The organism is Chitinophaga hostae (assembly GCF_018224885.1).
GTDB lineage: Bacteria > Bacteroidota > Bacteroidia > Chitinophagales > Chitinophagaceae > Chitinophaga > Chitinophaga hostae.
This window is the reverse complement of sequence record NZ_JAGTXB010000015.1, coordinates 25,336-40,348: the sequence shown is the minus strand read 5'-3', so window position 1 is coordinate 40,348 and position 15,013 is coordinate 25,336. Positions and strand designations below refer to the sequence as shown.

Below are 15,013 nucleotides of genomic sequence, written 5' to 3'. Positions count from 1 at the left end.
TAAAATTAACTTTGGGAAAAGCCAGTGCCAGGGCATGCTGACAAATTAACGTTAAAATATTCGTCTCAACCACACATGAAAACTTTCCTACAATTAATGCTGACGATTTTGTTAGTATCCTCCTTAATTTCCGCAGCGGCCGCACAGCAGAAAAATGGCCAACAGATTGACCTTTCAGGTAGTTGGGATTTTCAGATAGATTCGCTCGACAAAGGGGTTGCCGACCAATGGTTCAATCATAAGTTAAAAGACCGTATACAACTCCCGGGATCAATGACTACGAATGGAAAGGGCGACGAAGTGACGGTAAACACACCCTGGACCGGTAACATTGTTGACAAATCCTGGTTTACAAATGATGAATATGCCAAATACAGGCAACCCGGAAATATAAAAGTCCCCTTCTGGCTGCAGCCAGAAAAATATTACAAGGGCGCCGCCTGGTATCAAAAAACAATTAATGTCCCCAGCTCCTGGAACAACAAACATATACAGTTATTTATCGAAAGAAGCCATTGGGAAACTACAGTATGGGTAGATGAGGTGGAAATAGGAATGGACAACAGTCTTGGAACAGCGCAGTTATTTGAGATAGGAAGCAGATTACAACCGGGTGTACACCGTTTAACCATCAGGGTTGACAACAGGATAAAAAACATAAGGATGGGTAATGATGCACATAGTGTATCTGATCATACCCAAACCAACTGGAACGGAATGGTGGGAGAATTGAGTCTCAGGGCCAGGTCAAAAGTCTTCATTGCTGATGTACAGCTTTATCCTGATGTTAAAAACAAACAGGTACTGGCAAAGATCTGGGTTAAAAACACATCAGGTATTCAGAAAGTAATTTCATTAGAGCTGGCAGCTATCTCCGATAAACCAGGTGTTATGAAACCAGGGCGTTTGACGCAGGAAATAACGCTTGCTGAAGAAGAAAAAACCATAGCGGTTACTTATCCTATGGGGAGCAATCCACTGTTATGGAATGAATTTCATCCGGACTTATATAAAATGGAGATAACCCTGAAAGAGAAAGAACCTGGTAATATGGATCATCAAAATATCTCTTTCGGGATGCGTGACTTTAAAGCTAAAGGTACACAGTTCGCCGTAAACGATACCATTACGTTTTTACGCGGCACATTAGATTGTGCGTCTTTCCCCAAAACAGGGTATCCTCCCACTGATGTAGATACCTGGATCAAGCATTTTAAAACTATAAAAGCTTATGGAGTGAATCATATCAGGTTTCATTCCTGGTGCCCTCCGGAAGCGGCATTTACTGCGGCAGACAGACTGGGTATATTTTTACAGGTTGAATGTTCTGCGTGGGCGAGTGGCTCTAACGACAACACTGCTGTAATTGGTGATGGCTTTCCATTGGATAAATATGTTTACGAGGAAAGTGAGAGAATGGTAAAAGCCTACGGAAATCATCCTTCTTTTGTAATGATGACCTATGGAAATGAACCCGGCGGAAAGAACCAGACCGAATACCTGGTTAACTTTGTTAACTACTGGAAAGCAAAAGATGCAAGAAGAGTTTATACCACCGCCGCGGGCTGGCCAATTAATGATGCCAGTGATTACCACAACACTCCTGACCCAAGAATTCAGGGATGGGGTCAGGGTTTATCAAGTATTATAAACAAGGAGGCGCCCAAAACAGACTATGATTGGACGAGTATTATCTCAAAGTGGAAAAGACCGGTGGTTAGTCATGAAATTGGCCAGTGGTGTGTATATCCCAATTTCAGGGAAATAAAAAAATATGATGGCATATTAAAGCCGAAAAACTTTGACATCTTCAGAGACAAGTTACAGGAAAATGGTTTGATGTTGTTGGCCGACAGTTTCTTCATGGCTTCCGGAAAGCTGCAGGTGCTTTGTTATAAAGCTGATATTGAAGCGGCACTGCGTACTCCCGGGTTCGGTGGTTTTCAGTTACTGGGCTTAAGTGATTTCCCTGGCCAGGGAACAGCGCTTGTAGGTGTTTTAGATCCATTCTGGGAGCCAAAACCTTATATAACCGGAGCCGGGTTTAGCCAGTTCTGCGCGCCAATAGTAGTTTTGGCCAGGTTGCCAAAAATGATTTACACAAACGATGAAGAATTGGTTGTTCCATTAGAAATAGCCAATTTTAGCAACGCTCCGATAAAAGACGCTTTAATTACCTGGGATATTGAGTCTGAAAATGGTGCGCCGTTGTTTAGTGGCAGCTTTAAAAAAGAAACCATTGAAATAGGAAATGGTATTAAGCTGGGAACGATCAGGCAAAGTCTCGGGGCCGTAAAAAAAGCGCAGCATCTTGTTTTGAAGGCAAAAACAGGAAACCATACAAATACCTGGGATATATTCGTTTACCCGAAAGTGCTGCCGGAAATACCCGGTGACGTGCTATTGACCCGGGCACTGGATGCTGATGCCATTAAAAGGTTGGACCAGGGCGGAAGTGTTTTGCTGACATTAAAAAACGGGTCCGTTAAACCCGGAATGGGTGGGGATATCAGGACGGGTTTTTCCTCCATATTCTGGAATACCGCATGGACAGGCAAGCAGCCTCCTACCACCTTAGGCATTTTATGTAACCCAAAGCATCCTGCACTAGCGGATTTTCCCACTCAATATCATAGCAATTGGCAATGGTGGGATGCCATGAGCCATTCCAGTGCAATTAATTTGAAAGCCCTGACGGGGGATTTGGATCCTATTGTAAGGATTATTGATGATTGGGTAACTGCCCGTTCCCTTGGTTTAATCTTTGAATGCCGCGTGGGAAAAGGCAAGCTTGTTGTTTCGGCAATAGACCTTCTTACTGATCAGGACAAACGCCCGGAAGCCCGCCAACTACGTTACAGCCTGGAGAAATATATGAGTGGAACACAGTTCAAACCAGTGCATAGCATTGAGCTGGCTCGGATACAGCAATTGTGTAATTAAAAAAACAATAAAAGGTATCTTCTGCCGGCAATGAATTTATTTGTTTATCTTATAAAACAAAACCCGTTTTTATGCTGCCATCAAGATACTTTCCGTATATACTGGTTATTGCCTGCCTTATCTTTCCCTATCTCGCCAGCGCTCAATTATCGATGAGCGCTGCAGTGGAGAGACTATTTAATAAAGTGGAAGGTGATATCCTTTCTTCCGCAGAAGCGATGCCCGAGCAGCAATATCATTTTGCCCCGCAGGACCTCCATATTACCGGTAGTGATTTTAACGGCGTCCGTAGTTTTGCGGGGCAGATCATGCATTTGGCGACAGATAATATCCTGATCTGGAGCGCGGTTACAGGTGACTCTATCCGTGCTGATATTGAAGATGTCAATGGCCCGAAAAGCATCACTACCAAAAAGGAGGTGATCGCTTACCTTAAAAGCTCATTTGCCATTGGCCGCAAGGCCATTGCTTCCGTTAATGATCGCAATGCGATGGATATGATTGAATTTAGGTGGCGCAAGTTGCCAAGGCTGGACCTGATCTTCTATGCGCTCACACACGCTAACGAACACTATGGCCAGATGGCGTTATACCTGCGCATGTGCGGCATTGTTCCACCCCCAACGACGGCTGAAAAATAGCGGTTACGAAGTCATCTTTTGGGTTAGTGGTATGAGATTTTATGTTAGCAATCAGCAGGGATTTTTTGGCGGGGCAGTTAGCGATTACAGATACAGAACGGCTGTTTGTAGATATCTTAGTCCGGTTGTATTAAAGCGGTCGATGCGAGACAATACACAACACTTAATGTAAGTGTTGTTTCGTTACAGGATATGTATTTGTATAAAAGTGTCTTTATTCAAGAACGGTGACATCAAATACTTTTGTATTGATGGCCTGACCGTTCGTTTCCCACACCCTTCTTTGTTCAAATGTAACAGTTGTATGGCCCGGTGAAATTCCGGTGATCATAAATACTTCATCATTGCTCGTTCCGGCGTCGCGTCGCATTGAATCTACAGTATAATCATATGGTTTTACTTCGACGCAATTTTCATTTTCGACTTTAAAGAACCACTGAAAACCTGCAGTACCTAAACCTGGTAAAATAATAGGAAGATCGCCTCCTGCTTTTAATTCTTTCGGTATGATTTCCATATATCAGTTTTTACAAAGTTACGAATTACGGATTACAGAAGAGAAGCGCTTTTTGGGCAGCTTCACGCTATCGCCTCCATGCAGGAGCCGATGGGTAATCCGTAATCCGTAACCCGTAATTTATGGCTTACACATACCATTTATGGTACATGGCAGAATCTGTGCCTTCCACAAAGCAATCAAGCCTGCCGGCCTGCCATGATGATACACCTACCGCTGAGCATAGTATGCCGCCGAGATTTTCATCTCCGCTCCATGCTTTACCATCCCACCATTTGTGCATCATGTTGTAATTCTGTCCGGGGAAGAATACATCTATCCTGTTAGGTCCCCATGAAACGGCGCCAGGGCTATCAAACATATTTGACTGCAGGTTTTCCCAGCCACTCCAGCCTTTGTCAAACCATTTGTGCCATAGTTTATTGTCCTGGCCACGGGCAAAACAATCTAATCTGCCGGATGCCCACGAGGATACTGCCGGCGCAGAAGTAATTACACCTCCGAGGTCTTCCCAGCCATGCCAGGCGCCATCATACCATAGATGCCACATGGAGGAGTTCATACCCCTTGCAAATATGTCAATTCTGTTAGGACCCCAACTTACACAGGTTGGCTCGGAAGAAAGTGTTCCTCCCAGGTCTTCCCATTGGCTCCATCCTCCCTGGTAGTATCTGTGCCACAGGTGATGATTGAGTCCTAACGCAAATATGTCCAGCCGGCCATTAGCCCAGGAACAGATAGCAGGAGCGCCCTGTATTTGTCCTCCCAGGGATTCCCAGCCTTGCCAGGTGGAACCATTCCACCATTTGTGATATACTGCGGAATCCAGGCCCCGTACCACTACATCGATCCTGTTTGCTGCCCAGGAAACGGCATTAGGTCTGGAAGTGATCAGGCCGCCCAGGTTTTCATAACCATGCCATCCATGAGCAGGAGCGGGAATGACTACACCGCTGGCTGTCCAGAATGGAAATTCTGTATCTATTCCAGCCTGTCCGTAACCAATTTTAAAGAACCCGCTTTTACCCCATCCCGGGCCCCAGGAGTTTTTGCAGATCCAGCAATGTTCTGCTTCAGAATAGCCAATAACGGTAACGCAGTGTAATCCTTTGTCTACGCCGCTTACATGGGTATATACGCCGTCGGCATAGGAAAAGAAATCTTCATAAACATGCATCACTGCGGAGCAGGGCCCATTGGCGGAAAGATAGTTTTTACGTTCCACCACGTTTGCAATCGTAGTAGAATTGGTAATTTTTACCGCACGGGCATCCCTGTTAGGGCCTACAACACAATGAGGCGGTTGTTTCCAGATGTTGTTGTCGGGGAAAGCGGTAGCATAAGGGAAGCAGGCTTCATCGGGGATACCACGCGTTTTTATCTGGCTAAAAGCGTCGGTAGGCCACCAACCGCCGCAATTGGCGCCATGGTTGGAGCAAAAATGCAGGTCTGCTTCAGAGAGGTCCAATAGCTGGCCATGTTCAATAGAGGCCATTGCTTCTGTAACAGAAGTGGTGCAGAAGGAAACGCAGGAACCACATCCGCCCTGATCCTTTACGGGTGTAATGTGGTTACCATTGTGGTTACGCCAGTCCACTGCGGGGGCATAACTGGCTACCGGTGCTGCGCCTGCTGTAGGTTTCATTACGGACGCAAGTTCTGCGGTGTTAACGATAACGCCTAACAGGGCTTTTTGTTGATCTTCGGGCAGTTGGGAAACGGCTGTTTCTCTTGCCTGCCATCGGTTAGGGCTTTTGTTGAGATCAGCAACGAGGTCTGCAATTTTTAGGTTCGACATAAAATGGTCATTTTGTAAGTGAGTAATAGAAAGTATGCTGTTTGGAATAAAATGGATTAGTAAGTCAGCCGATGTTATGTTGTCACATAGCAACGGTGATACATGAGGGAATTGGGGTGTCAATTATAGTATTGATCCTAGAATAACTTAACCAGGCTAGCGATTAATTGTAACAGAAGTTTTGGGGTGAAATAATAATGCCTTTCGATAGAGAATACACGACAGTAAATACATCATTTTTTCATAACGAACCCGAAGGTATGAAGTAAGTTGAAACGAAAAAAAAATACTTTTATAACAATCGTTTGCAGCTAAAAAAATAATTAGATGCTTAATAGTGGCGGGTTATCGGGAATATTTTTGGAATTTATAATAGCAATATAATTTGCTATACGATCTTTGTTAATCTTTTAACAATTATTCAGCGCAAAAGCTGATGAATGATTTGATTTCATTTCGTTAGCTCAGGTGGAGTTGTTCTCTTATTATTCCGAACGTAATCTATCAACTGGATTTGCCCTTGCTGCCCGGAACACTCTCGTTCCAATGATTGCACTGCAGCAAAGTAACACAATCAGAAATGTACCGATGTATGGTGTTGGTCCGGCAACAGGATGATATTGATAAATAACCTGGAAAATAAATTTGCTGGTAAACAAGTAGCCCAAAATTGAACCTGCCACAAAAGCAATCAGGAGAATGCGTATGAACTCCCGGTTAACAAGGGCAATGATTTGCAGTATTGATGCACCGAGTACTTTGCGAATGCCGATTTCTTTGCTCCGCTTGTCTATATTCAAAGAAATTTGTGCAAATAAACCAGATGCTGATAAAAGCAAGGTAATAACAGCCAGGAAGAACGCAATCGATTTGAATGCTTGTGTCATACGGATTTCCTTTTCAATTAAATCCGATTGTAAATAGCCCCGGTATGGAATGTTAGGTACCAGTTGCTGCCAGGTAGACTGCAAGTACCTCGTTACTTGCGGCAATTTATCTTTATCTGTGCGAACAACCATAAACTTATACTCACCGGGCTTAGCCATACGTAACACACAAGGAGGAACAAGGCCATGCAGGCCATATTCTTTGTAGTCATTCACTACGCCAACAATGGTGTAGTGTGCGCTATCCAGGGTGATTTGCCGGCCAAGTGGTTGTTTTATCTGCAATCGTTGCAGAAAAGTTTGATTGACTAAGATCGACGCATCTGCATCGGCTCCGGTATTGTAAAAATGACGTCCCTGTACTAAGCGGATCCCCATACTATTGAGGTAACCTTCGCCGCCTACCTGTGCGACCTGTGTTTGTATTTCGCTGTTTTCGGTTTTGGCGATTTGGGTATAACTTCCATTGCCAATTTGTTGGACACATCCTGCTATACTTTTGATTTCCGGATTTTGTTGAACGGCCTGGCTAAAAACATCGTAATCCCGGGGATGGCTGATTTCTACAATCGCCACTTCATTGATGGAATAGCCAAAATCAACTTTTTGTTGAAATGATGCGTTCTGGGACATTACAATCCCCACTACCAGTGCGAAGCACGACAAGCTAAATTGTGACATCAGCAGGAGCCGCGTAAAACGGTTGGATGCACCAAGGGCAGTTTTGCCTTTAAGAATCAGCAATGGCTGAAAAGAACTTACATATACAGCCGGATACAGGCCGGAAAAGATAGCACTGACAGCAGGAATGAATAGCAGGAATAGCCAAAAAACATAATCCCTGCTATAGTCAGGTGAAAGGTCGATGCCGGTAAGTTGATTGACCGTGGGTAGCAGTAAGTGGACAAACAACAACGCTAATGCAGCCGCTAATAGACAAAGTACAATATTCTCGGTCAGGAATTGCCAGATTAACTGGCGCTTAAAACCTCCGATTACCTTTCGGATACCGATCTCCTTTAACCGGCTACTGGCAAAAGCGATTGAAATATTGGTAAAATTAAAGCAGGTAATCAGTAAAATAAACACAGACATAATGGCTGGTACGATAACAAGTACGCCACGGGGATTGGCTGTCAACTGGCTGCCATGCACATATCCCGGCATGTCAATATCGGAGCTGGCGGCCAATGCAGAAAAAGGCTGTAGGGTAAAGCCTTCTATTGGCCATTCGGTTTGATTACGATTATGAAGTGCTACGTAGCGATTCAGGTTGGTTGTTACAAAGCGCGAAGCGTTGACATTTTTTAATTCAACAAATGTGGTAATGAGGCTCGGGTTCGCCCAGTCATCGGGTGCTGTTCGTCCCTGAACAAGTCCATTTTCAAAAGACGTAATGAGATCGAACTGAATGCTTGAATTGGCCGGAATTTGCTGAGCTACAGCACCAACCGTATAAATCTTAGGTTTACCCTCTGATCCGATGAGTGTCAGAGGCTGGCCCAGGGGTATTTGTTTTGGAAAGTATTTGTCTGCAAAAGTTTCGCTGATGACTACCTGGTTTGATTGGTTAAAGCCAGACAGATTGCCGTATTTTAGTGGGAAGTTAAAAAAATCAAATAGGGTCTTGTCAGCATAATGAATATGTTCATCGAAAGTATGTTGCCCGATTTTTACAACAACGGCAGCGCTGCTAAGCCGGGCAATCCGGTCAGCTCCGGCTGTTTCTTTCTCCATCGCTTGCGCCAATGGTAAGGGTACTACCGCCCAGGACTGTTTATTTCCATCCACCACACGGGTACTGTTTAGCCGGTAAATATGTTCGGTATGAGGGTGGTTCTGGTCGAAGCGCTCTCTGTAATTGTAGTTGAGATAAGACAGTATACAACAGGCAATGGCAAAGCCCAGGCCTGCAATGTTGAGGACTACATATATTTTGTTGCGCCAAAGAACACGGAGAGCGATCTTCAGGTAGTTCGAGAACATAAGGTTAATTTTAAAAGTACTTTTAAACTATTGTGTGACGGCGCTATATGAGCTGGTTTAAAGTCATCGTAAGCATTTAAGTTTGTGGGTGGCAACTACCATACCATTTGTCCGGATATCATGTAGTGTGCTGTGGTGGCCATGTTTGGATCTTTGTGATGACCATCTTTACAAGTATAATGTGCGGATACGGACACATTTGTTCGATTTTAATCGCCAGACATGAGCAATTTTTAGAGATTGTAAATGAATGTAAAAGGTTACTATTTATATCATATGCCTTCTTTCAATATTTTAGTAAGATTCAGCATGCTTTCAGGTGATAGAACCCCGTTCGCTTCGGAAAGGCAGCATTATAAAGCCCCTGGTCTATTTTAATATTTTGAAATAGTATCAATTAGAGCAAGCTTATATATTATCTGAGCGATGGTTTCCATTTTTCGTATATGCCTTCCCGGTGTATCATTTTTTATTTTTATTTCTCGGTTTTTTTTCGTAAACTTTGTGTCCATATCCATCAAAGCATGGATGAACTCAACCAAATGGTTTTCCTTTCTCCTGGTCCGCCACTAACTTCATATTAACATCATCAGACACACTCAATACCTGCTCCAATGGAATAGATAGCGCATTGTGCGCCTCCACGGGGAAATAGCTATAATTGCCGGGACACAAGCTCGCTTTGGCCCGGAAAGAATTCTTTGTACCCTAAAGAACATCATGATGAATTCACCTCTACCTCGCAGCACATGGCTAGCTTACCTTAACGCCTTTATGGGAGTTGCGGTAGTTTTTCTGCTCCCCCTTTCGCTGATACCGGGTTTTGCGTTGGCACAAACCAAAACCTTTACCGTGAACATGACGGGAGATGAAAGTGATCCTAATGCCGGCAATATTGGCGACGATGGCCGTTGTGATGTAGACCCCAATACTCCCGGTGATCAGTGTACTTTTCGCGCCGCTGTAGAAAATCAGAATGGTAATCGCAACCTGGGTCAGAACTTGATAAGGTTTGATATACCTAATGCTCCGGGCACCGGAAGCATTGTGATTCAGATAGGTAAAACCGGATTGGGGCCATTACCTCCCATATTGGGTTCCGTGGCTATCACCGCTATTAACGGTGATGGACGCCGAATTGAACTCGATGGTACCAATGCGGGAGCCGGAGCCATAGGCCTGCGGCTGCTGGGTGGCACCTGTCAGATTTCTTTTTTTATCATCAATAATTTTTCCTCTCACGGTATTTTTATCTCCGGTACTCCTCCTCCGGGAGAGGGCAGCCACATTATCCAGAGCAATTACATTGGCACAGACAGTACAGGAACCGTTGCCAAGGGCAACGGGGGCGATGGCATATTCATTGACAATACGCCCGGTAATATGATAGGTGGTACCGGCCTGTTCAGAAATATCATTTCTGGTAATATGGGCTATGGTATTAATCTGAACGGACTTGACCCTAACACGCAGTTTGGTACCAATGGGGCGTTCAATAATCTCGTTACGGGTAATCTTATTGGCCTGGACATAACGGGCGAAAAGGCATTGCCTAATAAGAAGGATGCTGTAATCCTTACTAATGCTCCCAATAATGCTATTGGAGGATTGGGCGCGGGCCAGGGAAATAAAATGGCCGGCGACAGCACTACCAATGGCGTTACCGTGACCGGCAGCATAACCGAAGGGATTAAGATCTTAGGTAACTTTATCGGAGAGAATAAAACAGGGGCCAAATTCGCTATTGGCATCGCCGCCAGTGCAAAGCCAATTACCATTGAAGGTAACTTTATCACAGATATTGCAGGAGTAGGCATTGACCTGTTCACAAAGGGCGATGGAAGCTATAATATACGTAAGAATAGTTTTGAAGGCAACATGACAATAGGCAGTAAGTTGCGGTTTGGGGAAGGCCAGACCGTTCAGATCATGTACCAGGAAAATTTTCACAACGGCAACGGAACCGCAATGGATGTGGTAGAGTCGCTCACCGGAAAGATCGACTGGCTCGTTGCCGGCGATACCCTGCGACTGGGGCAGGTGGGAGCCAACTTTGTCTTTCATGCTGCAGGTAATAAAAATTTCAGTAATGGCTTGTATAATGGTAACGCCGGCGCTGCCTTTAACTATGTGGTTGATGTCAGCAGCGGTGCGCAGATAGCACTGAATGTGAATGCGGATACATATATCGCTAATGGCGCAGAAGGTCGAAAAGGAAAGGTGATACTAAAAGCCGGAACACAATTCAGTTATGCCATTGTGGGTTCATCAGCTGTAAATAATGGAAAGGATGGCGACCGTATTGACCTGTTTACAGATGTTAATGGTATTGCAACGTTAACTTCTACCGACAACAGGTTCGCTATCAATGGCGGTGCGGGTGTCCGTTGGATCAGCGATGGTAAAAACCTGTTAACTGTCCGCGCTTTCATAGAGCGGGATTTATTTGATAGAAATACACTCGCCGGTGTTGAAGTGACCAGTTTCTTTACCGGGAAAAGCATACTTAACGATACTATCACCAATAATGGCGGACCGGGTGTGTTAGTAGACGGCGTTTCCATTGCACATATTGCGGGTAGTGTTATTTCCGGCAACGGCATTGGTATACAAGTGAATGATGCTGCTACCGCCAGTATAGAGGGGAATACTATATCTGCCAACGGAGAAGGTATCGTATTTGGCGGAACCGGAACAGGAAGCAAAATTACTGCCAACTCCATCTTCAATGATCTGGGATTGGGAATAGATCTGGGTAGCAATGGCGCCAATAACCACCAGAACTTCCCGGTACTAACAGCAGCCGGCAATGTGGGCGGAAATGCCCAGATACAAGGTACCCTGAATAGTACGCCCAATGCCAGTTTCAAGCTCGAATTTTTCGCTAATGATATCTGTAATCCTACAGGGTTTGGAGAAGGAAAAACTTTTATCGACTCGTTTGAGGTGGTTACCGACGCAACGGGAAAGGCGGCTTTTACTGCTGTCTTAACAGGTAGAACATTGCCTGCAGGCAGCATTATTACTGCTACTGCCACCGATTCCAATAATAACACCAGCCAGTTCAGTGCTTGTTTGCCAATAAATACTCTTCCTGCTGCTAACCTGGTATTAGTTAAACAGGCAGATAAAACACAATACTCCGTTAATGATCAGGTGGTGTTTACCATCACACTAACCAACAACGGTCCGGCAAATGCCACCGGCGTGGTAGTAACCGATTTACTGCCCTCCGGTATAACTTTCAGCAGCGCTGCCCCCTCTGTTGGTACCTATGAGAATACCGCCGGTAAATGGACCGCCGGTACGCTCAACAATGGCCTGCAGGCCACGCTGACTATCACAGGCATCGCTACTCAGCCAGGTACCATTACCAATACAACAGACGTTACTGCCGACAATATCAGTGCTGGGGTACACCAAAGCAGCGTATCTATCCAGGTAACGCAGCCAACTGATATTGCGGTGCTCTATAAACAGTTAATGGATCAGGTTACCGCGTTGGTAAAGAGCGGTAAGCTTACACCACAGGAAGGCAGGTTGCTGAACGGCCTCCTGGAAACCTCGATGAAACAGGAAGTCAGAGGGAAAATAAGATCTGCTATCGCGCTGCTGGATGCATTTATCATTGTAACCCGGAACGTTAAGCATAAGGCGCATCTTACACCCGCCGACAGGAATGCGCTGATTCAGGCAGCCCAAAAGATTATAGACCTGTTGAAGCCTATGGATGAATATCATCATAAGGAAGGGAAGGAGGACGATGCTGAAGATGAATTAAAAGCTGTTGGAAACAACCATATTGGGGAATCAGGTGACTTTACCCTTCGTGGTATCTTCCCTAATCCATTTTCCAGTTATGCTATCATTTCCTTTGAACTGAAGAGTCAAAGCAAAGTGCAACTCAACGTTTTCGATGCAAACGGAAAGATGATTACATGTTTGCTGGATAAGATGATAGTACCCGGTCTGCAGATTGTTACATGGGAAACTCCGAACCTGCCTGCTGGTATTTATATCATCCAGCTGAAATTAAATAACGGAGTCAAAACCTGGAAAGTGATGCATATGAACCCATAGATTTTGAAACCTGCGACCAGCGCAGGTTTTTCCTTTTCAGCCGGGCATCTTTTGTATATGAAGATAAAAAGCCCCGGCAAAGAAAAGAACTGAACCCCGCACCAGGCAAAGGATAATGTCGTTTCAAGGATAATTTTCCGAAGAATTGGTAATATAATATTGCTTAATGTGAATTTAAAATTAATCGGAATCATATAATATACAGACCTTTAGTGAAATAAGGGTTTCGCTATTTCAGAATAAATTTATACGGGGGACAATTTAGCTTTATATGGTCCATACACTGGAAAATGAGAAGGAAGTCCTGAGAGACGTAGCGGCTGGCAACAGGCTTGCATTTACCATATTGTATCGTCATTATTTTTCCCGGTTATATCGCTTTGTTGAATTTTTCTGCGGCGACCAAACGGACGCAGAAGAGATCGTTCAGGATTGTTTTCTGAAAATTTGGGAAAGAAGAAAAACCCTGGAGGGAATTCTTTCTTTTGAGAACTACATTTTCCGGATGGCCAAGAATCGCCTGTACGATATCAATAAACAAATGGAACGCCGCCGGAAAATGGCTGCACATGCATCGTTGAATGTTCATATAGAAGATGAGGTAGTGGAGAAGCAGGTGGTGTTTAAACAATATTATGAGCTAAGCCAGCAAGCCATCGCCATACTTACACCCAGGAAGCGGGAGATATTCCTGATGAGTACGCAGAAAGGAATGTCGTTGGACGAAATTGCCGTAGCCACAGATTTATCCCGGGCGGCGGTAAAAAAGCATCTTTATGAGTCTATTCATTTCATCAAATCCTACCTGAAATCCCACACCAGCTGGTCGCTTATTATGCTATTAATGGTATTGCCATTCCCTGAATATTTTTTTTAAATGCTGGTATCCTTTTTGGGTTGCCGGCAGTCTTATTATTGGTTTATTAAATGAAGGAAGAAATTCTCCCGGAGAATACCGGGATGATGCTAATGATTCTTTAACTGTTACTGGAAGGGCATGGAGCTACATGAAACAATAATCCTGCTTCGGAAATATAAGGAAGGAATACTGTCCGATTCGGAATGGGCTGCCCTCTGGGAATGGCTGGAGCAGGGAGATTCAGCGCAATTAAACCTGGCGCTGGATGTTATAGGAAAAGATAATGCCGTCGCTTTACCTGACCTGGAAATATTTGCCGGCAAGCTGGAAGGGCGACTGGACGAGATTGACAAGCGGGCCGTAAGGAAATACAGGCTGCGTTATTGGAGTGCAGCGGCGGCGGTGTTGTTGCTGTTGGGTACAGGATTATTCATGTGGAAAGAGAAAATCCGGCAACCCATAGCGCCCGTTGTGGCGTTGACAGATAACAGGGCGGTAAGCAACAAGGCTGTTCTCCTGCTGCCGGGAGGAAAACAGGTAGTCCTGGATGATAGTACCGCATTAAACGGCCTTGGAGGAAAAGATGCGATAGTCCGTAAGGATAGCTCCAGGCTATCTTACCTGCTGACGGAAAGAAGCGATATCCCGTCTTATCATACCCTGATCACCCCGAAGGGTGGCCAGTTTAGTATTGTACTGTCTGATGGCACTAAAGTGTGGCTGAATGCAGCTTCTTCGCTGTATTATCCAACCAGCTTTCCGGGCAGGGACAGAGAAGTGATCCTAACCGGAGAAGCTTATTTTGAGGTAGCTGAGCAGCCATCCAAACCGTTCCGGGTGAGGGTGAATGATATTCAGGTCACCGTGCTGGGAACCAGTTTCAACGTATCCGCCTATGCTGAAGATAATGAGTTCCGTGCCACCCTTGTCAGCGGAGCTGTAAAAGTGAACAACCAATCGGAAGGTATTAAACTGGCGCCGGGCAAACAGGCCAGTCTGCATTCCGGGGCAACATCCTTTAAAGTTGAACAGGTAGATACCGACATTGTTACCGCCTGGAGGAAGGGATTATTCCGCTTTGATAATGCCGATATAAAAACCATTACCAGCCAGATCGCCAGGTGGTATGATGTGGAAGTGGAGTTTAGGGGAAAGATGCCGGCGAGGAAGTTTATGGGAACACTCAGCCGGAAAGAGCCTTTACCAGCCATATTAAAGGTGCTGGAAGGCACAGACGTAAAATTTGAATTGAACGGAAGGAAATTACTGGTAACATCTGTAGAAGGACGCGCTCTGTAATAC

Annotated in this window: 8 protein-coding genes; 5 read left to right on the top strand and 3 right to left on the bottom strand. The window is 44.8% G+C overall.

Annotated elements, in window-relative coordinates; translation table 11 throughout:
- Positions 1-108: 108 nt before the first annotated feature.
- Both KE626_RS24520 and KE626_RS24515 read left to right on the top strand, forming a co-directional pair.
- The gene (locus tag KE626_RS24520; RefSeq protein WP_249207671.1) at positions 109-2,943 is read left to right on the top strand and encodes a glycoside hydrolase family 2 TIM barrel-domain containing protein; all 2,835 of its coding nucleotides are present in this window, start codon (positions 109-111) and stop codon (positions 2,941-2,943) included.
- A gap of 71 nt (positions 2,944-3,014) precedes the next feature.
- Positions 3,015-3,584 carry a DinB family protein gene (locus tag KE626_RS24515; protein WP_211975654.1) on the top strand — a complete coding sequence of 190 codons (570 nt, stop codon included), beginning with the start codon at positions 3,015-3,017 and terminating at the stop codon, positions 3,582-3,584.
- Between the two features lie 214 nt (positions 3,585-3,798).
- Here KE626_RS24515 and KE626_RS24510 read toward each other — a convergent pair whose 3' ends face one another.
- From KE626_RS24510 to KE626_RS24500, 3 genes are all read right to left on the bottom strand, one after another.
- Complete coding sequence (locus KE626_RS24510; protein ID WP_211975653.1) at positions 3,799-4,101, bottom strand: protease inhibitor I42 family protein; 303 nt, start codon at positions 4,099-4,101, stop codon at positions 3,799-3,801.
- Positions 4,102-4,228: 127 nt separating this feature from the next.
- Positions 4,229-5,899, bottom strand: coding sequence for a DUF8189 domain-containing protein (locus tag KE626_RS24505; RefSeq protein ID WP_211975652.1), 1,671 nt, complete (start codon positions 5,897-5,899; stop codon positions 4,229-4,231).
- Between the two features lie 485 nt (positions 5,900-6,384).
- Complete coding sequence (locus KE626_RS24500) at positions 6,385-8,772, bottom strand: ABC transporter permease (protein WP_211975651.1); 2,388 nt, start codon at positions 8,770-8,772, stop codon at positions 6,385-6,387.
- A 774-nt stretch (positions 8,773-9,546) separates the two neighbouring features.
- On the opposite strand from KE626_RS24500, the gene KE626_RS24495 reads away from it, so the two are divergent.
- The 3 genes from KE626_RS24495 (at position 9,547) to KE626_RS24485 (ending at position 15,010) form a co-directional block, all read left to right on the top strand.
- Positions 9,547-12,852: a right-handed parallel beta-helix repeat-containing protein gene (locus tag KE626_RS24495; protein WP_211975650.1), complete on the top strand. Its 3,306-nt coding sequence runs from the start codon at positions 9,547-9,549 to the stop codon at positions 12,850-12,852.
- Between the two features lie 271 nt (positions 12,853-13,123).
- A complete protein-coding gene (locus tag KE626_RS24490; RefSeq protein WP_211975649.1) occupies positions 13,124-13,729 on the top strand; it encodes an RNA polymerase sigma factor in 606 nt (201 codons plus the stop codon).
- A gap of 120 nt (positions 13,730-13,849) precedes the next feature.
- A complete protein-coding gene (locus KE626_RS24485) occupies positions 13,850-15,010 on the top strand; it encodes a FecR family protein (protein WP_211975648.1) in 1,161 nt (386 codons plus the stop codon).
- The last annotated feature ends 3 nt before the right edge of the window (positions 15,011-15,013 follow it).